Source organism: Erythrobacter sp. AP23, assembly GCF_001542855.1.
Lineage (GTDB): Bacteria > Pseudomonadota > Alphaproteobacteria > Sphingomonadales > Sphingomonadaceae > Qipengyuania.
In genome coordinates, this window is the sequence record NZ_LNBY01000017.1 from 507012 (window position 1) to 527342 (window position 20331).

Sequence of the window (20331 nt, forward strand, 5' to 3'; positions counted from 1 at the left end):
AGGTTATAGCCCGCCGCCGGCGAGCGCGTCTATCGCGCCTTGCAGGATCACGGCTGCGGCATGGCTGTCGATCTTCCCGGCACGTTTGACGCGGCTCATGTCCTGGCCGATCATCGCTGCTTCCGCGCTCGAAGTCGACCAGCGCTCGTCCCACAGGAGCACCGGTAGTTCGAGCGCCTTGGCGAGGTTTTTCGCATAGGCCCGACTGGCCTGTGCACGCGGCCCCTCGGTGCCGTCCATATTGCGTGGCAGGCCGATTACCACGCCCCTGATCGAACGCTCCTGCACAAGCGAGCGCAACACATTGCAATCCTTGGTGAATTTGCTGCGCGATAGGGTCTTGCCCGCAGTGGCAAAGCGCCAGCCGGCATCGCATGTCGCGACTCCGATCGTCTTGGTGCCGAGGTCGAGACCGAGCAGCGCGCCGCCCTCTGGCAGCGCGTCGCCATAGGTCAGCGCATTGTCGGTTACGATGCTTGCGCGCTCGTCCATGCCTTTACTCGCGCAATCACGTCTTCCTGCAGGTTCTTCCAGAACAGCGGGATATCGTAGACGTGGTAGTTGCCGCCCGGCAGCACGCCTTCGCCCAGTTCGGGTGGATCGCCGATCCGCAACAGCCCCTGTTCGTCGCATCGGGCGGGGACCGCGCCCGCGATGAGTTCGGCCGTGGCAAGATTGTCGCTCGGCACAAGCGTGCCCAGGTTGGCGTCGGCGTTGGCCGAGCCGCCGACCCGGCCGGTCAACGGATTGACGCACACGATCGGATCGTCTTCTCCGCGAGGCTCGCCATCGAGCCCGTTGATCATGCTGTAGCGACGGAGCAATTGGCCCGGGTCGCCATCGTCGGCAAAGCTGGCATAGGCGATCAGGCAGGCAGGCTGGTTGGCCGTAGCGCAGGCGGGCAGCGGCAGGGCCGGCAGATCGTGTTCGACCGAGATCGGCCAGCCCGGCGCATAGACCGCAGCGATCCGCGGTTCGAGCGGCGTGCCAGCGACCTTGTCCCGAAGTAGCCTGAGGACATGGGTCGAGCCCTGGCTGTGACCGGCAAGGACGATGGGCTTGTCGGGGCCGATGCTGGAGACGAAATAGTCGAACGCCTGTGCGACATCGGCATAAGCCGCGTCGATCGCCAGTGTCGCTTCAGGCTTGTCGGTCAAAAATGCGCCGACCGCGGCCTGGCGGTATTTCGGGGCCCATAGCTCGTCGGCGCGGTTGAAAGGGCTGGCCAGGCCGCGAAGGAATACCGCGGCGAGCTGGTCGGTCTCGGCATCGTTGAGTGCCGCATTCCAGTCGCCCAGCGCTCCCTTGGTGTAACTCGTCGGCGGAACGAAGAACACGGCGAAGCTCGGAAGCTCCCGGCTCGCCGCTGCTTCTCCCGCGCGTGAAGAGGTGGTCGCCAGCGGATCGGCCGCATCGAGGCTGCGTTCGGCGGCCGGGGCTTCGGGCGAGGGCGCGCGTTCGGCCGGATCGGGGGCGGTCTCGGCAATCGCGGGCTGGTATCGGGCGGGATCGCGCGTGCCCAGGCCGGGACGCGAATACCACATGGCCGGATCCTGATAGGCATTGGCGGCGAGCGGTTCCTGCTCGACGAATTCGCCGCGCGGTACGAAGGCGATCTCGGTCGCCTCGCGCGACCAGATCGTCAGCGCGATCGCGCCGACGATGACCACGACGATGCAGACCGCCACGAAATACAGGAATTTACGCGCCATCGGGTGCAACCTCTTTCTTCGAACTTTCGCCCGCCTGCTCGGCTCGCCGCTCCAGTGCGACCTTGATCATCGCAAGCAGGGGATCGGCCAGGAAGAGGCCGATTATGCCGAACAATATGCCCATGATCAGCTGGAAGGCGAGCACCAGCGCAGGCGCCAGATCGACCGTCTTCTTCGCAATCATCGGAATGACGACGTAACCGTCGAAATTCTGGACGAAGAAATAGACCGCGATGGTGTAGATGCCCATCTCCACACCCCCCGAAAAGCCGACCAGTACCATTAGCGCGCCCGAGATGATCGCGCCGAGATTGGGGACGAAGGCGAGCAGGCCGGTCAGAATCGCGAGCAATGCGGCCATTGGGACCGCGCCGATCCCGAACAGCGGTGCAACCCAGGCGAGCATGACGTAAGTGAAAACAGCTTCCACGAACATGCCGAGCAGCCGGCCGGCCATCAGGCGGCGCATTGTCTGGCCCATTTTAGAGGCAGTAATGAAGAACCGGTCCCGCTGCTCACGTGGGAGCATCCAGGCGACGCCGCGTTCGTAAAGCTGCGGGTCGATCGCGACATAGACGCCGATAACGATGATCAGCACGATGGTCGCAACGCCGCCGAGGATTCCGCCGAGCGCTCGCGTGACCGTACTGATCCCGCTGCCGATATTCCCGAGATAATTCTGCAGCTGCGATTGATCGACCTGAAAGCCCTGAGTCCGGGCCCAGGCGACCAGTTCACCCAGCTGGCGCTCGACGATCGCGGGCAACTGGGCTGCCTCCTGCGAAATCGTCGAGCCGGCAAAATATCCGAGCCACAGAAGGAATGAGACGGTCGCAACAAGCACGATCGCGACCCGCCAGGCGCGAGCGATGCCCAGGACCCGCCCAAGCAGCCGCGCGCCGCCATCGATCATCGAGGCAAAGACCATTGCGCCGAAAATCACCAGCAGGGGGCGAGCGATCCAGACCGCCAGTGCCACGCCGCCGACTACCGCCACCCATACGAGGGCTCGCGAAACCTCGTGGCGGATGCGCGGATCGTTGATACGCGACGGGCTGGTGCCCAGGTCGCGGTCGTCGATGTCCTGTATCTTGTCGGCCATGTGCCGCCCCCTTTAGCAGGCCCCTAGCGTTCGGGAACGGGGTTTCGTTCCACGATGGCAGGCCGCAGGGTTGACCATGCGCGGCCTTCGCGAAGGCTCGTCCACCAGCTAATCGGATTCAGGCTCGTCGTCCCGTCGAGCGAGAAGGTGATGAATTCGGCACGCCCGCCGATATTCTCCAGCGGGATGGGGCCGAGGAGGCCGCGCGGGTGGTTGAGTTCGCGGCTGTCTGCCGAATGGTCGCGATTGTCGCCCATGGTAAAGACGTGGCCTTCGGGAACCGTGATCTCTGCGAAATTGTCGAGTTCCTGGTTCTGGTGGTCGATCACCAGATAGGTCGCACCATTGGGCAGCGTTTCGCGCAAGACGGGGACGCGGCAGACGCGTTCGCCGGCTGCATTTTCGGCGCGAAAGTCGTCGAATCCGAAACCGTCGCACCGCGAATTGGCATCGAGCGGAAGCGCGATCGCGGGTTCGACCTTCTGTTCGACCGGAGACCCGTTCAGGACGATCTGACCGTTCTGGACCGCGATGCGATCGCCGGGCAGGGCGACGACGCGCTTGATGTAATCCTCGTCGCGTTGCGGATGCACGGGAATGACGATGTCGCCATATTCCGGCGTCGATCCGGCAATACGCCAATCCTCGCGCGGGGCCAGATGGAAGCTGATCGAACTCCAGTTCCAGCCATAGGGATACTTGCTCACCACCAGCCGGTCGCCGACCAGCAAATTGGGCATCATCGATTCCGACGGAATGTAGAACGGCTTGGCGATGAAGCTGTGAAAGGCGAAGACTGCCAGCAGCATCAGCGCAAGGCCGCGGATTTCCGCGATCCAGTCGACTTTCTCGTCGGATTTGTCGGATTTCTTGTTCACTGCCGTGGCGTCGGTGGTCACTGGGGTATGGCCTCGATGATGACGTAGGCCTGTGCCCATGGGTGGTCGTCGGTGAGGGTGAGATGAATGCGCGCCTCATGGCCGTGCGGCACCATTTCCGCAAGCACGATCGCCGCGCCGCCGGTCAACGCAAGGGTGGGGGCGCCGGATTTGGCATTCACTACCCCGATGTCCTTCATGAACACGCCGCGGCGAAAGCCGGTGCCGACCGCCTTGGAGAAAGCTTCCTTGGCGGCAAAACGCTTGGCGTAGGTCCCGGCGATTGTGAAGGGACGACGGCGGGCCTTGGCGCGCTCGATCTCGGTGAAGACACGCTGCTCGAACCGTTCGCCGAAACGGTCGAGCGAATTCTGAATGCGTTCGATATTGCACAGGTCGGAACCGAGACCGATGATCATGCGCGCGCCTCGTCCATCAGGTCGCGCATGCGGCGAACGGCGGCTTCGAGCCCGACGAACACCGCCTCGCCGACGAGGTAGTGCCCGATATTGAGCTCGGCGAGTTCGGGAATGGCGGCGATGGATTTTACATTCTCATAAGTCAGACCGTGCCCGGCGTGCGGCTCGATGCCCATCTCGCGCGCGAGCTTCGACATTGTCGCGATTCGCTCGAGCTCGCGATCCGCGCGTTCGCTATCGCCATCGAGCCCGGCATGCGCATATTCGCCCGTATGGAATTCGACCACGGGTGCCTTGAGGCGTTGTGCAGCCTCAAGCTGCCGTTCGTTCGCCTCGATGAACAGCGAAACGCGGATGCCGCTATCGGCCAGCTTCCACACGATCGGTGCGAGCTGGTTGTGCAGCCCGGCTGCATCAAGCCCGCCCTCGGTCGTGCGCTCTTCGCGCTTCTCGGGGACGATGCAGGCGGCATGCGGCGTATGGGCCAGAGCGATCGCGAGCATCTCTTCGGTCGCTGCCATTTCGAGGTTGAGTGGAAGGTCGGTCGCGGCCTGGATGCGCCTGAGGTCGGCATCGCGGATGTGGCGCCGGTCTTCGCGCAGATGCGCGGTAATGCCGTCGCCGCCCACCGCCGCTACAATTTCGGCGGCGCGAACCGGATCGGGGTGGTCGCCGCCGCGCGCATTGCGGATCGTGGCGACGTGGTCGATATTGACCCCAAGGCGCAGCGGGGCCGTCAAGCCTTCCGGCTCCCGGGCTTGGTTACTTCGATTGACGCCAGTTCCTCGGGCAACTCGTCTTCCGCATAGGTCGGGAAGTTGATGTCGACGAGCGGGTAGAAGGGCACGCCCAGATCGGCGGAACCGTTGCTGCGGTCGACCAGCGCGACTTCGGCGATCACCTCGCCGCCTTCGCGGGCGACCGCGGCGATTGCCTCGCGACTGGAAAGGCCGGTCGTGACGACGTCCTCGACCATCAGCACCTTGGCGCCGGGTTCGAGCCGGAACCCGCGGCGCAGATGAAATTCGCCGTCGGGGCGCTCGAGGAACATCGCATCCTTGCCCAGCGCGCGGCCCATTTCCTGGCCGATGATGATGCCGCCCATCGCCGGGCTGACAACCACGTCGATCTGGCTGCGAATGTCGCGCGGAAGCTTCTGTGCCAGCGCAAAGGCAAGCATTGCCGCACGCTCGGGATTCATCAGCACCCGCGCACATTGGAGGTAATGCCCGCTGTGGCGGCCGCTCGAGAGTTTGAAATGGCCTTCGAGCAGCGCCTCGCTGGCGCGGAATTCGTGGAGGATTTCGTCATCGGTCATGATGCTGCGGTCCAAAGCGGCTCGCGCGCGATTGCGCAAGAGGCAAAACTGCTTGCACATTTTTATCGGCCACCCGCTTGAGGCATTCGCAAACCCTGCCTATAGGCGGGCGCAATCGGGCCCCTGCCAGGGGCGCGTCCTGCCGCGCACACGGGATTCGCGCCGGTCGGCAGGCCCGGAACGAGACACGACACGAAAGAGTGCCACGACGATGAAAATTCTCGGCTCCCTCAACGGGTTCCACCGGATTGCTACTAGCCTTGCGATGGCCGCGATGCTTGCCTTTGGTGCGCAGGGCGTGAGCGCGCAGGAAGTTGCCGAAGCGACTCCGAGCCAGCAGCTCGAGACGATCGATCCGGCGGCGGCAGCCGACGTCGCCGATCCCGAAGCGGTTGCCGAAGGGTCGGGTGCCTACACGCCGATGAAGCCGACCGAAGGCAAGGGCATGCCGATCCCTGCCGGCATCGACGTGCAGACGCAGTATTCGCCGATCGGGCACCAGGCCAATGCGCTGCACATCGGCCTCGTCTGGGTGATGGCGCTTATCAGCCTCTTCGTCCTCGCATTGTTTGTCTGGGTAATTCTCAAATACAACAAGCGCTCCAATCCGGTCCCTTCCAAGACCAGCCACAACACGCTGATCGAAGTCGTGTGGACCGTGGTTCCCGCGCTGATCCTGCTTGGCATCGCGGTTCCCTCGATCGGCCTACTGAGCGCGCAGTACAAGTCGCCGCCGAAGGACGCGATCACCGTCAAGGCCATCGGCTACCAATGGTATTGGGGCTATGCCTATCCCGACAATGGCGATTTCGAAATCGTCTCGAACATGCTGACGAAGGAAGAAGCAGAAGCGCGCGGCGAGCCGTTCCAGCTCGCGGTCGACAATCGCATGGTCGTGCCGGCCGGCGTGCCGATCCGGTTCCAGACCACCGCCGCCGACGTAATCCACTCCTTCGCGGTGCCCAGCCTGTGGTTCAAGCTCGACGCGATCCCGGGCCGCCTCAATGAAAAGCTGCTGATGATCGAAGAGCCGGGTGTCTATTACGGCCAGTGTTCGGAACTGTGCGGCGCGCGGCACGGCTATATGCCGATCGCAGTCGAGGCGCTGCCGATGGATCAGTACAACGCCTGGGTTCTGGCGCAGGGCGGTACGATCGCCGGTGCCGACGAGGCCGGCATCGAAGCCGACCCTGCGGCCGTGCCGCTGCAGGATCCCGAAAGCGCGGCGCCGGGCGCACCGGGTGCCGGGGCGGCTCCTGTCGACCCGACCGTTTAAGATTTACGATTAGCTCGAGAGTATAGCACGATGGCCACCACCGCCGACAGCTTCCAGGCTCACACCGACGACCATGCGCACAATCATGCCGATCACAAGCCCGGCTTTTTCGCGCGCTGGTTCATGTCCACCAACCACAAGGACATCGGTACGCTCTACCTGATCTTCGCGATCATCGCGGGGATCATCGGCGGCGCGATTTCGGGCATCATGCGTATGGAGCTGGCAGAGCCCGGCATCCAGTACCTGCAGTGGTGGGCAGAGTTCATGGGTGGCACGCCCGATTTCGATACCTCGCTGCATATGTGGAACGTGTTCATAACTGCGCACGGCCTGATCATGGTGTTCTTCATGGTCATGCCGGCGATGATCGGCGGCTTCGGCAACTGGTTCGTTCCGCTCATGATCGGCGCACCGGACATGGCCTTCCCGCGCATGAACAACGTCTCGTTCTGGCTGACCGTCGCGGGCTTCGTCTCGCTGCTGTTCTCGCTGTTCGTGCCGGGTGGCACGGGGCCTGGCGCGGGCGTCGGCTGGACGGTCTATGCGCCGCTTTCGACCACGGGCAGCCAAGGTCCGGCCGTGGACTTCGCGATCTTCTCGCTGCACCTTGCCGGGGCCGGCTCGATCCTGGGCGCGACCAACTTCATCACCACCATCTTCAACATGCGTGCACCGGGCATGACCCTGCACAAGATGCCGCTGTTCGTCTGGTCGGTGCTGGTCACCGCCTTCCTGCTGCTGCTGGCCTTGCCGGTCCTTGCCGCGGCGATCACCATGCTGATCACCGACCGTAATTTCGGCACGACCTTCTTCGATCCGGCCGGCGGCGGCGACCCTGTCCTCTACCAGCACCTGTTCTGGTTCTTCGGCCACCCCGAAGTCTACATCATGATCCTGCCGGGCTTCGGCATGATCTCGCAGATCGTCTCGACCTTCAGCCGCAAGCCGGTCTTCGGCTACCTCGGCATGGCCTATGCCATGGTCGCGATCGGCGTCGTCGGCTTCGTGGTGTGGGCGCACCACATGTACACCGTCGGTCTCGACGTGAACACGAAGATGTACTTCACCGCGGCGACCATGGTCATTGCGGTCCCGACGGGCGTGAAAATCTTCAGCTGGATCGCCACCATGTGGGGTGGGTCGATCGAGTTCAAATCGCCCATGGTGTGGGCGATCGGCATGATCTTCCTGTTCACCGTCGGCGGCGTGACCGGCGTCTACCTGGCCAATGGCGGCATCGACGACGTGGTCCACGATACCTACTTCGTGGTGGCACACTTCCACTACGTGCTGTCGATGGGCGCGGTCTTCTCGCTCTTCGCCGGCTTCTACTACTGGTTCCCGAAGATGAGCGGCCGGATGCACTCCGAACTACTTTCGCACCTCCACTTCTGGGGCTTCTTCATCGGTGTGAACGTGATCTTCTTCCCGCAGCACTTCCTCGGTCTGCAGGGCATGCCGCGTCGCTATCCCGACTATGCCGATGCCTACACCTACTGGAACGAGATCAGCTCGCTCGGCTACACCATCATGGCCCTGTCGATGGTCCTGTTCTTCGTGAACATCGTCTACGCCTTCGTGGCCGGCAAGAAAGCAGCCGACAACCCGTGGGGCGAAGGTGCGACCACGCTCGAATGGAGCCTGTCGAGCCCGCCGCCGTTCCACCAGTTCGAGACGCTACCGGTGATCGAGGACCATCACACGGCCCACGACCACATGAGCGAGGCCAAGCCCGCCACGGCGTAGGCTTCAAGGCACTGGACATACGAGAGCGGCCGGTCCCATGGTGGACCGGCCGTTTTCTTTCGTCCGGAGTGTCAGCCCAATGCCCAAAATGCGTACCGTCGATACGGGAGAGGTGAGGCTGCGCTGTGCGATCGAGGGCGAGGGCCCCCTCGTCGTCATGGTCCACGGATTTCCCGAGAGCTGGTACTCATGGCGGCACCAGATCGGCCCGATCGCGGCAGCGGGCTTTACCGCCTGCGCGATCGATGTGCGCGGCTATGGCGGATCGGACAAGCCGGATCCGGTCGAAGCCTATGCGATGGAGCGGATAGTAGGCGATCTGGTGGGCTTGAGACAGGCACTTTCCCCCCATGATCCCGCGATCCTGATCGGCCATGACTGGGGGGCACCGATCGTGTGGAATTCGGCGCTTACCCATCCCGACCATTTCCGCGCGGTTGCAGGGTTATCGGTGCCCTTCGCGGGTGTTCCGAGTCGGCCGTTTACCGAGGTCTTCCGGGAGCACTTCACGTCGCAGGGGCGATTCTTCTACCAGGAGTATTTCCAGGAGCCCGGCGTCGCGGAGGCCGAGGCGGAGAAGGACCCGCGCGATTTCGTCCAGCGCATGATGTATTCGATTAGCGGCGACGTGCCGCCGGGCGATTACTGGGACAAGCCGCTGGGGGCGACGTTTCTCGAAGGCCTGCCCGATCCCGCGCCAGTCGCCTGGCTGACCGAGGACGATCTCGATTTCTACGAAGCAGAGTTCAAGGCCTCCGGCTTTCGCGGCCCGCTCAACCGATATCGCAATCACGATACGGATTACGAATGGCTGAAGGGCTGGGCGGGCAAGCGGATTGAGCAGCCTGCGCTGTTCATCGGTGGCACACGCGATCCGGCGACCTTTCTGTTCGGCGCGGTGGAGGATCCGGTCGCGCTGATGAAGATGTTTGCGCCAAAGGCCGAGGGCCATGTTCTCGATGGTGTCGGACACTGGACGCAGCAGGAACGCCCCGATGCGGTGAATCGCATCCTGATTGACTGGCTAAATCGCATCTGAACGCCTATATGGCGCCCGATTCCATGACCCATACTGCCTCCACACAGCTCCCGGCGGAATGGCGCGACTTCTTCGCGCTGACCAAACCGCGCGTGATGAGCCTGGTAATCTTCACCGGCCTGTGCGGCCTGCTCGCGGCGCCGGGTAACATCAATCCGGTACTCGGCTTTACGGCTATTCTCTGTATTGCCATGGGGGCCGGCGGTTCGGCTGTACTCAACCAGTGGTGGGAAGCCGATCTCGATGCCGGCATGAAGCGCACCTCCAAGCGTCCCATCCCGGCAGGGCGGATGAACCCGACCGATGCGCGCGATTTCGGTATATTGGTTTCGGTCGCTTCGGTGCTCATCATGGGACTCGCGCTGAACTGGCTGGCGGCGGCGATCCTGTTCGTCGCGATCATCTATTATGCGGTAATCTACACGATCTGGCTCAAGCCGCGGACGCCGCAGAATATCGTCATCGGCGGCGGAGCGGGCGCCTTTCCGCCGCTGATCGGCTGGGTCGCGGTGACCGGCGAGGTCACATTGATGCCGGTGCTCCTTTTCCTGATCATCTTCATGTGGACGCCGCCGCATTTCTGGGCGCTCGCGCTGTTCGTGAAGACCGATTACGCAAATGTCGGCATCCCGATGATGCCGGTCGTGCGGGGCGAGACCTCGACGCGTCGCCAAATCCTCGCTTATTCGGTGCTGCTCGTGCCGATTGCCGCTGCGCCATGGTTCATCGGCGGGACCGGCATCGTCTACGGTGTTGCTTCGCTTGCGCTGACGCTTGCTTTCCTTGCGCTTTCGGTTCCGGTCGCTTTCCGGCAAACGGGCGAGAACGACACTATGAGGCCCGAAAAGCGCCTGTTTGCTTTCAGCATCCTCTATCTCTTCGCACTGTTCGCCGCGTTGGTGGTGGACCGGGTGCTTCTCAACCTGGGATGGATCGCATGACTCCCGACGAGGAAACCGAATACAAGCGCCGCCAGAAGAGCCGCAATCTCGTGCTCGGCGGTCTGCTGCTGTTTTTTGCCATTCTCTTCTACGTGATTACAATCGCACGGATGTGAACCACGCCATGACTGCCGCCACCCTCGAAACCCGCAAGAATCGCACCGCGCTGCTGGCTCTCGGCGGCGCGTTGGCCATGCTCGGCCTCGGTTATGCCGCGGTCCCGCTGTACGAATTGTTCTGCCAGGTGACCGGCTTCGGCGGCACTACGCAGCGCGCGAGTGAAAGCGACGCGGCGCTAGCCGAACGCCTCGGCGCGAGCGCCGGCGGCAAGACCATTTCGATCCGCTTCGACGGCACGACGGCGGGCGATGTTCCCTGGAGCTTCCGCCCCGAACAGGTGACCGACACCGTTTCCATTGGCCAGCGCGACATGGCGATATATCTCGCGAAGAATACGTCGGACGAGACGATAACCGGGACCGCCACCTTCAATGTCGAGCCCGAACAGGCCGGCGCCTATTTCAACAAGATCCAGTGCTTCTGTTTCACCGAGCAGGTGCTTGAACCTGGGCAGGAAGTGCGCATGCCGGTGCTCTATTTCGTCGACCCCAAAGCGCTCGACGACCCGAATATGGAGGGTGTCGAGCAGATCACGCTCTCCTATACTTTCCACCGGGCATTGGAATCTGCCGAGTAGACCCTAGACCCGCGCGCCATCGCGCATTAAGGGCACCCGCAAAGCGAAACCCAGGACGCGAGTACTATGGCTGGCAACGTCAATCACGAATATCACATTCTCGAACCCGATATCTGGCCGTTCATCGGCTCGATCTCGGCGCTCACCTTCACCAGCGGCCTGGTGCTCTACATGCATGAGATGGCCAGCGCGCACCTCGTGCTCGGCCTCGGCATCGCCGGCCTGATCGCGACCTTCTTCGCCTGGTTCGGCAACATCGTGAAGGAAGCCGAACGCGGCGACCACACGCCGATCGTCCAGTTGCACATGCGCTATGGCATGATCCTGTTCATCGCCTCCGAGGTGATGTTCTTCGTCGGCTGGTTCTGGAGCTGGTTCGATTTCGCGCTGTTCCCCAGCGAGCTGTCCGACGTCATCGGCGGGACCTTCCCGCCCGCGGCGATCGAATATGTGATCGACCCCTTCGGCCTGCCGCTGCTCAACACGCTGATCCTGCTGTGTTCGGGTACCACCGTGACCTGGGCGCACCATGCGCTGATCCATGGCGATCGCGAGGGCCTCAAGAAGGGCCTCTGGCTGACGATCATCCTTGGCGTGATCTTCACCTCGATCCAGGCCTACGAATATGCGGTCGCTCCGTTCGAATTCGGCGGCAACACCTACAGCTCGGCCTTCTACATGGCGACCGGGTTCCACGGCTTCCACGTGCTGATCGGTACGATCTTCCTGATCGTGTGCCTGGTGCGCGCCTACAAGGGCCACTTCACCCCGCGCCAGCATTTCGGCTTCGAGGCGGCTGCGTGGTACTGGCACTTCGTCGACGTCGTGTGGCTGTTCCTGTTCATCGTCGTCTACATCTGGGGCGGCTGGGGCGCTGCCGTCCACTGATGCCAGTCGACAGGACTGAAACACGCGAAGGGCAGTCCGGCATCGCCGCGGCTGCCCTTCTCGTATGCGACGAGATTTGACATGACCATGCGGGTTCCGGTTTTCCCGACCATCATCGTAGTCGCGGCGGTCGCGACGATGATAGCGCTCGGCATATGGCAGCTCGATCGCAAGGGCGAGAAGGAAGCCCTCATCGCCAGCGCACAGCAGGCTGCGGCAATGTCCAGCGAGGTCGACTACCCTGCCGATCCCGCCGAACGGGACGAGCTGCTTTACCGGCGCACCACGGTTGCCTGCGAGCAGGTTGAGAGCATGACCTCGATAGCGGGTCGAAGTGCGGATGGTCGGAACGGCGTGGCCCAGCGCGCGACTTGCCGCCTTGCAGATGGCAGCCCGGCACTCGTGGATATCGGCTTTTCCCGCGATCCTACCCCTGTCGAATGGGATGGTGGTGAAATCAGCGGGGTGATCGCTCCGGGGGGCAGGATCGTCGCTACCAAGCCTGCAACCGGCCTCGAACCGCTTGCGCAGCCCGATCCTGCATCCTTGCCCAACAACCACCTTGCCTATGCCGGCCAGTGGTTCTTCTTCGCGCTGACGGCGCTGGTCATCTACTTCCTCGCGCTGCGCCGTCGCTCCACGCGGGCTAGGGCGGATTAAAGAGCCGCTTGCTTGCTCGTACCTACGCGCCCCGCTAACCGCCTTTGCCGATGAAATACGTCTCAACCCGCGGAAGCGCCCCTGCGCTCGATTTCGCCGGCGTCACGCTGGCCGGCCTCGCCAGCGACGGCGGCCTTTACGTGCCCGAGGAATGGCCCCAGTTCTCCATCGACGAGATCGCGGCAATGCGCGGGCTGCCCTATGACGAGCTCGCGGCCCGGGTAATGCACCCCTTCGTCGGCGACTGCCTGACGCCCGAATGCCTGCGCGAGCTGACCACGCAGGCCTATGGCCGCTTCGCTCACGCGGCCGTGACGCCGCTGACCCAGCTCGACGAGCGTCAGTGGCTGCTCGAACTGTTTCACGGACCGACGCTCGCCTTCAAGGATGTGGCGCTGCAATTGCTCGGCCTGCTGTTCGAGGAATTCCTTTCGCGCGAGGGCGGCAATCTGACCATCGTCGGCGCAACCAGCGGCGATACCGGCAGCGCGGCTATCGATGCGGTGGCGGGGCTCGACCGGGTCGAGATCTTCATGCTCCATCCCAAGGGCCGCGTCAGCGACGTCCAGCGCCGCCAGATGACCACGGTGCGCGCGCCCAATGTTCACAACATCGCTATCGATGGCAGCTTCGACGATGCGCAAGCCATGGTGAAGCGTATCTTCGCCGATAGCGACGTGACCGCGAAGCACCGGATCGGAGCGGTCAATTCGATCAATTGGGCGCGGCTGATGGCGCAGGTAGTCTATTACTTCGCGGCATCGCTCCATCTCGGTGGACCTGAGCGCAAGCTCGCCTTCAGCGTGCCGACGGGCAATTTCGGCGATGTCTTCGCGGGCCATGTTGCTGCGCGCATGGGCCTGCCCATCGAACGGCTGATCGTGGCAACCAACGTCAACGACATCCTGCACCGCGCGCTTTCGGCGGGCGATTATTCGACCGGAACGGTCACCCCAACCGCCGCTCCGAGCATGGATATTCAAGTTAGCTCGAACTTCGAACGTCTGCTTTTCGACGTGGGAGGGCGCGACGGCGTGGCGTTGGCCGAACAGATGCGCGCGTTCGAAGCGGCGAAAGCCATGCAGCTTACCAACGCCCAGCGCGAGGGTGCCTCCGCCCTGTTCACCAGCCTGCGCGCCGACGAGGACGACATGGCACGCGCAATGCGCTGGGCCAGCGCGGAATGCTCCGAGATCGTGGATCCGCACACCGCGATCGGCCTGCACGCTGCGCGTGCGCTTGAGCTTCCCGCCGACGTGTCGGTCGTCACGCTGGCGACGGCACATCCTGCAAAATTCCCTGACGCGGTCGAACGCGCCACGGGATCGCGGCCTGCCTTGCCTTCGCGTGTCGGCGACCTCTTCGCGCGCGAGGAAGCCTATGCCGAGCTACCGGGCACCTATGAAGCGGTGCGCGATCATATCCTTGGGCACGCGTCCTGATGTCCGAGCTTGTTCGCGATCCGGTTCTTATGGTGGGCGAGGGCTGGGATGCCTATTGCCTGCTCGACAGCGGGCATGGCCGCAAGTTCGAACAATACGGCGACTATCGCTTCATCCGCCCCGAACCGCAGGCCATGTGGTCCCCGCGGCTCGAGACTTGGGATGCGCATGGTGAATTCGTCCCGGGCAGCGACGAGGATGGCGGCGGGCGCTGGCAGTATTCCAAATCCGTCCCGCGCGATGGCTGGGAACTGGGCTGGGGCGAGGAGGCGCGCTTTACCGCGCAATGTACGCCGTTCCGCCACCTCGGCTTCTTCCCCGATATGGCGCCGGTGTGGGACTGGATGGGCGAGCAACTGGGCGATGCGACCAACGCCGAGACGATGAACCTGTTCGGCTATACCGGCGTCGGCACGCAGGCGCTTAGCCGTTACGGCCGCGTCACCCATGTCGATGCGAGCAAGAAATCGGTTGCGCAGGCGCGTGAGAATGCCGCGCTGGCCGGGCTTTCCGGTCGCCGGATCCGCTGGCTGGTCGAGGATGCGATGAAATACACCGCGCGTGAGGTGCGGCGCGGGCGGCGCTATGATGGGATCATTCTCGATCCGCCCAAGTTCGGGCGCGGTCCCGATGGCGAGGTCTGGCGGCTCGAGCAGGGGCTGCCCGATCTCGTGTCCGATTGTCGGCAGTTGCTCGATTCCGACAGCAGCTTTCTGTTCCTCACTGTCTATGCCGTCCGCATGAGCAGCCTGGCGCTGGGGGGCTTGCTCGATGAAGTCTTTGCCGGGCTGCCGGGCAAGGTGGAGCACGGCGACCTCGCGGTGCAGGAAGATGGCTCGGGCCGCCTGCTCCCCACCGCGATCTTCGCGCGCTGGTCCAATTCGCGCGCTTGATGGCGCATCACCTTACCCGAAAACCGGTGCCCACTTTTCGGGGCGATGCGCTAAGGCCGCTGCCAATGAATGATTCGCTGATCCTCGAAGTGGCCGAATTCGAGCACGATGTGCTCACGGGCATTTACTCCGAAGAAACCGGCCGGCCGCAGCCGCTGCGTTTCACCATTCAGGTGCGGATGAAGCCGCTGTATCGTTACGAGCCCGACACGTCGCTAGACCATTCGAAGAACTATATGGACCTGAAGTTCGCCGCGTCGGAGGCGTTGCCCGAAGGCGTGCACTTCAAGCTGATCGAAGCGGTTGCCGATCACGTCTGCGAGACACTCTTCCTGCAGGACAAGCGGGTCGAGGCGGTGACGGTCAAGATCGTCAAGCTGGCCATAGCCGAAGCGGGCGAGAAGATCGGGATCACGCTGCATCGCGAGCGGCGCGAATGAAGCGCATCGCGGTCGACGGATTGCCCGACGACCCGCTCGCCGCCGCGGGCGTCTTCCACCAGCACTGGCTGGCGCATGTCGAAGATATACTCGCCAGCGAAGAGGACGTCATGCTGGCCATGCCCGTGGCAGATCACACCCATCGCGAATGGCGCATCGCAATCGTTGCGGGCCTTGCGCGAAAGCACGCGCCGCGCCGGATCAACATGGTGGCGGGCGAGGGCGGTGCAGTCGATGCGACCGAAGCCTATCTAGCCAACGCGCCGGGGATCACCGGCCAGTATCTGGAGACCTGACCCATGGGCGTGCGCATCCTCTTCCTCGGCCCCTTGCGCGATCTCGCGGGGGAGCAGGAGCGCGAGGTTCCCGGGCCACTCGACTGGGCGGGATTGCTGGAGGCGGTCGGGCCGGCGATTGCCGAGCAATTGAACGAGGAGCGCGTCAATGTCGCGTGTGACGGCAAGGTTATGGCCGACAAGACCGTGCTTGCCGCGCGCGACGGGGACGAGGTGGCGCTGCTGCCGCCGGTGAGCGGTGGCTAGGCTTTCGCTCTCGGCGCCGCTCGATGTGCGGCTGCTCGACAAGGGACTGTCGGTGGGCGAGGCGCTGGCCGCGTTCAATGCCGCCCATGGCGAGGCGGGCGGGATCGTGTCCTTTCTCGGCAAGGTGCGGCCCGATGGCGATGTGAAAGCGCTCGAGCTGTCGCATTACGAAAAGCTCACCCTCGCGGGCATGAAAGACCTGGCCCAAGCGGCGTACGATCGATTCAATCTGGTCGGCGCGCTCGCCTGGCACCGGATCGGGATGATGAGGCCGGGAGAGCCGATCGTGCTGGTTGCCACAGCCGCGCGGCATCGCCGCAATGCGTTCGAAGCTGCCGACTATCTGATGGATCATCTCAAATCCGCCGCCTGGTTCTGGAAACGCGAAAGGCGCAGCGACGGTTGGCACTGGATCGAGCCGCGCGATCGAGACCGGATCGACCTCGAACGCTGGAAATAATCCGCGCTTCTTGATCGAGATCAAGGAATGGACACCGGGACAGGGGCATCAAGGCTCCAACAAAGGAGCCCGCCATGTCCAAGCATTTCACCCGCGAGCTGGTTGTCCAACAGGCCGCCATCGTCGAATCGCCCAAGGTTGCGCACGATGCCGACCGCAGCTTCGAGCTTCCCAAGGGGCTCTATTTCGCGACCGTCGGGCTCTATCTGGGATTTCTGGCGGTGATGGCGGCCGGGCTGTCGACGCCGGGCCTGATCATCCCGATGGCGATCTTCGCGCTGTTCATTGTTGCCGGCTTTGGCCTGCCGCTTATCTGGACGCGGCTGGCGCCCGGCCATCGCGCGCGCAATATGAGCTGGGACAAGCTTGTAAGCCGCGGCATATCGACCCACACCGGTCGGGTGACCGCGCGCGACGCGGCAGCGCAGGTGCTGATCCTGCCGGTACTGATCTTCGGCTGGGGCGTGGCCTCGGTGACGATCGCCGCGCTGGTCTGACCGCCTAGACAGTTTGGGGAGAGGCGCGGGGTCGGGAAACCGGCTCCGCGCTTTTTGGTATGCGGCCTAGCGGACCCGTGCCCGCAGCCGTTCGAGCACCGCATCTTCCTCGGCCACCAGCGCGACGACCGCGTCGCGCGTAGCGGCGATCGCCGCGGCATCTTCCGCCTGCACGGTCGCGGCGGTGAAGAGGATGTCGAGATCGCCCAGCGCGATCGCGGCGTTGCTGCGCGCCGAATCGAGATCCGCCAGCGCGACCTGGGCCGCAGCCCAGCTGTCGCTACCCATGGCGCTGCCCGCGGCGGCCTCGACCCGGCGTTCGGCAGCGGGAACCGCGCTGGTGAAATCTGTGTGCGCAGCCTGCGCGTGGCCAAGCAGGGCGGCAAGGCGCGCTTCCAGCCCGCCGGCAAGGTCTACCTCGACCTCGGGAACGTCGAGCCTTGGGCTGGGCACCGGCTCGAAGGTTCCTTCCGCGCGTTCCACATCGCGGATCGCGAGCGAGGGGTAACGGTCCGAGGCGGTGCTCGCGCATCCTGCCAGCAGGATTGCAGCGAGCGGAGCGACAAGGTGCTTGCGATCGATCATCGCGTTCTCCATATCACGCGCGTCGCCATGCACCAGCGAGGATGCAATTTTCCTCGCCGCAAGCGTTGACTTCACCACTCCTTTCGCCTAACGGCACGCTTCTTTCCGGGGCTGCCTCTGGCGGCCTGACGGGCGCGCCGTGCACTCGCAAGATCACGGCACAGCAATTTGAACGAGAGATAACCACCATGTTCGCAGTAGTGCGCACGGGCGGCAAGCAGTACCGGGTTGCCGCCGGAGACAAGATCGCGGTCGAGAAGCTGGCTGGCGAAGCCGGCGATACCGTTACGCTGGGTGATGTCCTGCTTGCGGGCGAGGGCGACACGCTTTCCGACGCCGGCAAGGTCACCGTTTCGGCTGAGATCATTGCGCAGGCGAAGAGCGAAAAGGTCGTCGTTTTCAAGAAGCGTCGCCGTCACAACTATCGCCGCAAGAGCGGTCATCGCCAGCAGATGACCCTGCTGCGCATCACCGATGTCGGCACCGGCACCGCCAAGAAGGCCGCTCCCAAGAAGGAAGCTGCCAAGAAGGACGACGCCGCAGAAAAGAAGGCGCCGGCCAAGAAGGCTGCTCCGAAGAAGGAAGCGGCTGCGAAGAAGGCTCCGGCCAAGAAGGCAGCGCCCAAGAAGGCAGCCGCCAAGAAGACCGAAGACAAGAAGTAAGGAACACGGACGATGGCACATAAGAAAGCAGGCGGTTCGTCGCGCAACGGTCGCGATTCAGCCGGTCGTCGCCTTGGTGTGAAGAAGTTCGGCAGCGAAAACGTCGTCGCCGGCAACATCATCGTGCGTCAGCGCGGCACCAAGTTCTATCCGGGCGCCAATGTCGGCATGGGCAAGGACCACACGCTGTTCGCCCTTACCGACGGTATTGTGCGCTTCCACAAGGGCAAGCTCGACCGCAAATTCGTCTCGGTCGACATGCTGGCCGAAGCCGCCGAATAACCGGACGCTCCGATAACGGGATCGTCCAAACGGGACGGTCCCAGCCGGGTCCATGATCCGGCAGCCGAAGAGGGAGATGGGACCTTTCCGCCAGGGAAGGGGGCCGTCTCCCTCTCGTCGTTTCTCCCTCTTCGATTTCGCGGCGAAATTTTCTTTCGCCATCATGCAATTGTCACGCGTCCGGCCTAGGAGCCCGGAGCGTGGATAGACGGGGAGATTACCGATGTTCCATGTGACCGAAAGGCTGCTGTTGCGGCCTGCCTGGCCCGAAGATGCAGAAGCGCTGTTCGGCGGCATTGCCGATGAAGGCGTGGTCCGCAATCTTGCCCGCGCGCCATGGCCCTATCTCCCCAAACATGCCCGCGAATTCGTCATGCGCGAGCAGGATCAGCGCTATCCGGTGTTCCTGATTACCTTGCCTTCCGCCGAAGGCTCGGAGCTGATCGGTTGCATTGGGATCGACCCCTGCGAGGGAGCCGATGCGGAGATCGGTTACTGGATTGCGCGGCCCTATTGGGGACGCGGGTTTGCCAGCGAGGCGGCCAGCGGGGTTCTGGAAATCGCGCGGCTGCTCGGCCACAACCGGATCGAGGCCGGTCACTTCATCGACAATCCTGCCTCGGGCAAGGTGCTGCGTAAGATAGGCTTCCTGCCCACGGGCAAGGTCGCGCCGCGCCATAGCTGCGCCCGGGGCGAGGACGTACCCTGCGCGCTGTTCCGGCTCGACCTCGAGGCCGCCGACCAGACTTCATCACAAGCGGCCTGACGGCACGCGAAAGAAAGACCCCGCAAGCTGGTACGCTTGCGGGGTCTGTTCTCATCGATCCCCCGTGCAGGCGGGGGTCTCAGGCTGACTTGCGCCGATTCTGCCGGGGTCCCCGCCCTGGCGGGGACTCACGTCATTCGGCGGGCATCAGCGCGTCTGCAAAGTCACCCTCGTAGAGTTTGATCAGCTCGCGGTCGTCGTGATCCCAGGGATGGAAGCCCGGCTTGAAGTAAGCCAGCCATGCCGGGAAGATCCGGCGCACCACCCCGGGCGACACAGTCAGGTACTTCAACAGACCCCACTTGGCTTTCCAACCGGTGATGCCGTCCTGTTCGAGCAGGGCGAGCGAATCGATCCAGCGGTTCTTGAAGAAGCGCGCGGTGACCGTCAGCATCACCAGGCTGCGGACCTTCCAGCGGCGCCAGGCGGTCCAGTCTTTCGTCGCATGGTTCCAGGTGTCGAAGGCAACGCCCTTGTGCTCGATTTCCTCGGCCGCGTGCCAGCGCCACATGTCGCGCACTTCCTTGTCGGCATTCTCGAAATGCTTCGGATTGGCGAGAAATTCGGCCGCCATCATCGCAGTGTAGTGTTCCAGCGCCATGGTGACGGCGAGGTTGGCGATGGCCGGGCGGTCCTTGGTCAGGGCGAGCAGTTCGGCCACGCGCGCATCGATCGCCTTGATGTCGTAGCCGGCATCTTCCGCGAGGCGATTGAAGGCGATGTGTTCGCGCGTGTGGTTGATTTCCTGCTTAACGAAGGCGCGAATTTCCGCTTCAAGCTTGGGGTTGGCGCCTTCGCGATGGGCCTTGACCGCTTCGATGAAGAAGGCCTCTCCGCGAGGGAAAGTGGCCGACAGCGCGTTGTGCCAGGCGGTGCCGAAAGGTTCGCCCGCCCACCAGCGGCGGGGGTTGGTACCGCGATTGAAGCGTTCGTCGCGCACGGTAATGGTGAGGTCGGCCGGCGTGGGGGCTGCCTGGCGCGTATCGGTGTCGATCGAAACGGGGGCGTTCATGGAGGGCTCCGCGAGATTAACTGACATCAATGTAAGTAAGGCTTACTTACACGGCTGTCAATAAAAAGCCC

At 63.6% G+C, this 20331-nt stretch carries 26 protein-coding genes; 17 read left to right on the forward strand and 9 right to left on the reverse strand.

What is annotated here, in order from left to right:
- Positions 1-3: 3 nt before the first annotated feature.
- Genes ruvX through pyrE form a run of 7 tightly spaced genes read right to left on the reverse strand, consistent with a single transcriptional unit; the run spans position 4 to position 5429 of the window.
- Entirely contained in the window at positions 4-492 is a 489-nt protein-coding gene (gene ruvX, locus ASS64_RS12315; RefSeq protein ID WP_067694844.1) for a Holliday junction resolvase RuvX, read from the reverse strand.
- Positions 468-1712 (reverse strand): DUF3089 domain-containing protein, encoded by a 1245-nt coding sequence (locus tag ASS64_RS12320; protein ID WP_067694847.1) that lies wholly within the window; start codon positions 1710-1712, stop codon positions 468-470. Before ASS64_RS12320 ends, ruvX begins: the two co-directional genes overlap by 25 nt.
- Positions 1702-2814 (reverse strand): AI-2E family transporter, encoded by a 1113-nt coding sequence (locus ASS64_RS12325; protein WP_157075184.1) that lies wholly within the window; start codon positions 2812-2814, stop codon positions 1702-1704. Before ASS64_RS12325 ends, ASS64_RS12320 begins: the two co-directional genes overlap by 11 nt.
- A 23-nt stretch (positions 2815-2837) precedes the next feature.
- The gene (gene lepB / locus ASS64_RS12330; RefSeq protein ID WP_234002394.1) at positions 2838-3713 is read right to left on the reverse strand and encodes a signal peptidase I; all 876 of its coding nucleotides are present in this window, start codon (positions 3711-3713) and stop codon (positions 2838-2840) included.
- The gene (gene acpS, locus ASS64_RS12335; RefSeq protein ID WP_067694854.1) at positions 3710-4111 is read right to left on the reverse strand and encodes a holo-ACP synthase; all 402 of its coding nucleotides are present in this window, start codon (positions 4109-4111) and stop codon (positions 3710-3712) included. Before acpS ends, lepB begins: the two co-directional genes overlap by 4 nt.
- Positions 4108-4851 carry a pyridoxine 5'-phosphate synthase gene (locus ASS64_RS12340; RefSeq protein WP_067694857.1) on the reverse strand — a complete coding sequence of 248 codons (744 nt, stop codon included), beginning with the start codon at positions 4849-4851 and terminating at the stop codon, positions 4108-4110. The genes acpS and ASS64_RS12340 overlap by 4 nt, the downstream gene beginning before the upstream one ends.
- Entirely contained in the window at positions 4848-5429 is a 582-nt protein-coding gene (gene pyrE / locus ASS64_RS12345; protein ID WP_067695259.1) for an orotate phosphoribosyltransferase, read from the reverse strand. The genes ASS64_RS12340 and pyrE overlap by 4 nt, the downstream gene beginning before the upstream one ends.
- 265 nt (positions 5430-5694) lie before the next feature.
- On the opposite strand from pyrE, the gene coxB reads away from it, so the two are divergent.
- From coxB to ASS64_RS12420, 14 genes are all read left to right on the forward strand, one after another.
- The gene (coxB, locus tag ASS64_RS12350; RefSeq protein ID WP_067694860.1) at positions 5695-6705 is read left to right on the forward strand and encodes a cytochrome c oxidase subunit II; all 1011 of its coding nucleotides are present in this window, start codon (positions 5695-5697) and stop codon (positions 6703-6705) included.
- Positions 6706-6735: 30 nt separating this feature from the next.
- A complete protein-coding gene (ctaD, locus tag ASS64_RS12355; RefSeq protein ID WP_067694863.1) occupies positions 6736-8454 on the forward strand; it encodes a cytochrome c oxidase subunit I in 1719 nt (572 codons plus the stop codon).
- A 79-nt stretch (positions 8455-8533) separates the two neighbouring features.
- Positions 8534-9493: an alpha/beta fold hydrolase gene (locus tag ASS64_RS12360; RefSeq protein WP_067694866.1), complete on the forward strand. Its 960-nt coding sequence runs from the start codon at positions 8534-8536 to the stop codon at positions 9491-9493.
- 23 nt (positions 9494-9516) lie between these two features.
- The gene (locus tag ASS64_RS12365; protein WP_067695262.1) at positions 9517-10434 is read left to right on the forward strand and encodes a heme o synthase; all 918 of its coding nucleotides are present in this window, start codon (positions 9517-9519) and stop codon (positions 10432-10434) included.
- Between the two features lie 124 nt (positions 10435-10558).
- Positions 10559-11131 carry a cytochrome c oxidase assembly protein gene (locus tag ASS64_RS12375; protein ID WP_067695280.1) on the forward strand — a complete coding sequence of 191 codons (573 nt, stop codon included), beginning with the start codon at positions 10559-10561 and terminating at the stop codon, positions 11129-11131.
- A 66-nt stretch (positions 11132-11197) separates the two neighbouring features.
- Positions 11198-12019: a cytochrome c oxidase subunit 3 gene (locus ASS64_RS12380; RefSeq protein ID WP_067694869.1), complete on the forward strand. Its 822-nt coding sequence runs from the start codon at positions 11198-11200 to the stop codon at positions 12017-12019.
- Between the two features lie 81 nt (positions 12020-12100).
- Positions 12101-12679 (forward strand): SURF1 family cytochrome oxidase biogenesis protein, encoded by a 579-nt coding sequence (locus tag ASS64_RS12385; RefSeq protein WP_067694872.1) that lies wholly within the window; start codon positions 12101-12103, stop codon positions 12677-12679.
- 50 nt (positions 12680-12729) lie between these two features.
- Positions 12730-14121, forward strand: coding sequence for a threonine synthase (gene thrC, locus ASS64_RS12390; protein WP_067694876.1), 1392 nt, complete (start codon positions 12730-12732; stop codon positions 14119-14121).
- Entirely contained in the window at positions 14121-15014 is an 894-nt protein-coding gene (locus ASS64_RS12395) for a class I SAM-dependent methyltransferase (protein ID WP_067694878.1), read from the forward strand. Before thrC ends, ASS64_RS12395 begins: the two co-directional genes overlap by 1 nt.
- Positions 15015-15079: 65 nt before the next feature.
- Positions 15080-15454 (forward strand): dihydroneopterin aldolase, encoded by a 375-nt coding sequence (locus ASS64_RS12400; RefSeq protein WP_067694881.1) that lies wholly within the window; start codon positions 15080-15082, stop codon positions 15452-15454.
- A complete protein-coding gene (locus tag ASS64_RS12405) occupies positions 15451-15750 on the forward strand; it encodes a Rossmann fold domain-containing protein (RefSeq protein ID WP_067694883.1) in 300 nt (99 codons plus the stop codon). Before ASS64_RS12400 ends, ASS64_RS12405 begins: the two co-directional genes overlap by 4 nt.
- A 3-nt stretch (positions 15751-15753) precedes the next feature.
- On the forward strand, positions 15754-15996 hold the full coding sequence (locus ASS64_RS12410; RefSeq protein WP_067694886.1) for a MoaD/ThiS family protein: 243 nt from the start codon (positions 15754-15756) through the stop codon (positions 15994-15996).
- Positions 15989-16456, forward strand: a complete 468-nt coding sequence (locus ASS64_RS12415; protein ID WP_067694889.1) for a molybdenum cofactor biosynthesis protein MoaE — start codon at positions 15989-15991, stop codon at positions 16454-16456. The genes ASS64_RS12410 and ASS64_RS12415 overlap by 8 nt, the downstream gene beginning before the upstream one ends.
- A 74-nt stretch (positions 16457-16530) precedes the next feature.
- A complete protein-coding gene (locus tag ASS64_RS12420; RefSeq protein ID WP_067694891.1) occupies positions 16531-16953 on the forward strand; it encodes a hypothetical protein in 423 nt (140 codons plus the stop codon).
- Positions 16954-17019: 66 nt separating this feature from the next.
- Here the strand turns inward: ASS64_RS12420 and ASS64_RS12425 are convergent, their stop codons facing one another.
- A complete protein-coding gene (locus ASS64_RS12425) occupies positions 17020-17613 on the reverse strand; it encodes a hypothetical protein (RefSeq protein WP_157075185.1) in 594 nt (197 codons plus the stop codon).
- Positions 17614-17726: 113 nt separating this feature from the next.
- Between ASS64_RS12425 and rplU the strand changes: the two genes are divergently transcribed.
- The 3 genes from rplU (at position 17727) to ASS64_RS12440 (ending at position 19248) form a co-directional block, all read left to right on the forward strand.
- Positions 17727-18200: a 50S ribosomal protein L21 gene (rplU, locus tag ASS64_RS12430; RefSeq protein ID WP_067694897.1), complete on the forward strand. Its 474-nt coding sequence runs from the start codon at positions 17727-17729 to the stop codon at positions 18198-18200.
- A gap of 12 nt (positions 18201-18212) precedes the next feature.
- A complete protein-coding gene (rpmA, locus tag ASS64_RS12435; protein ID WP_067694900.1) occupies positions 18213-18482 on the forward strand; it encodes a 50S ribosomal protein L27 in 270 nt (89 codons plus the stop codon).
- A gap of 223 nt (positions 18483-18705) precedes the next feature.
- Positions 18706-19248, forward strand: coding sequence for a GNAT family N-acetyltransferase (locus tag ASS64_RS12440; RefSeq protein ID WP_067694903.1), 543 nt, complete (start codon positions 18706-18708; stop codon positions 19246-19248).
- 133 nt (positions 19249-19381) lie between these two features.
- On the opposite strand, the gene ASS64_RS12445 is transcribed toward ASS64_RS12440, so the two are convergent.
- Positions 19382-20260, reverse strand: coding sequence for a metal-dependent hydrolase (locus ASS64_RS12445; protein ID WP_067694906.1), 879 nt, complete (start codon positions 20258-20260; stop codon positions 19382-19384).
- Between the last annotated feature and the right edge of the window lie 71 nt (positions 20261-20331).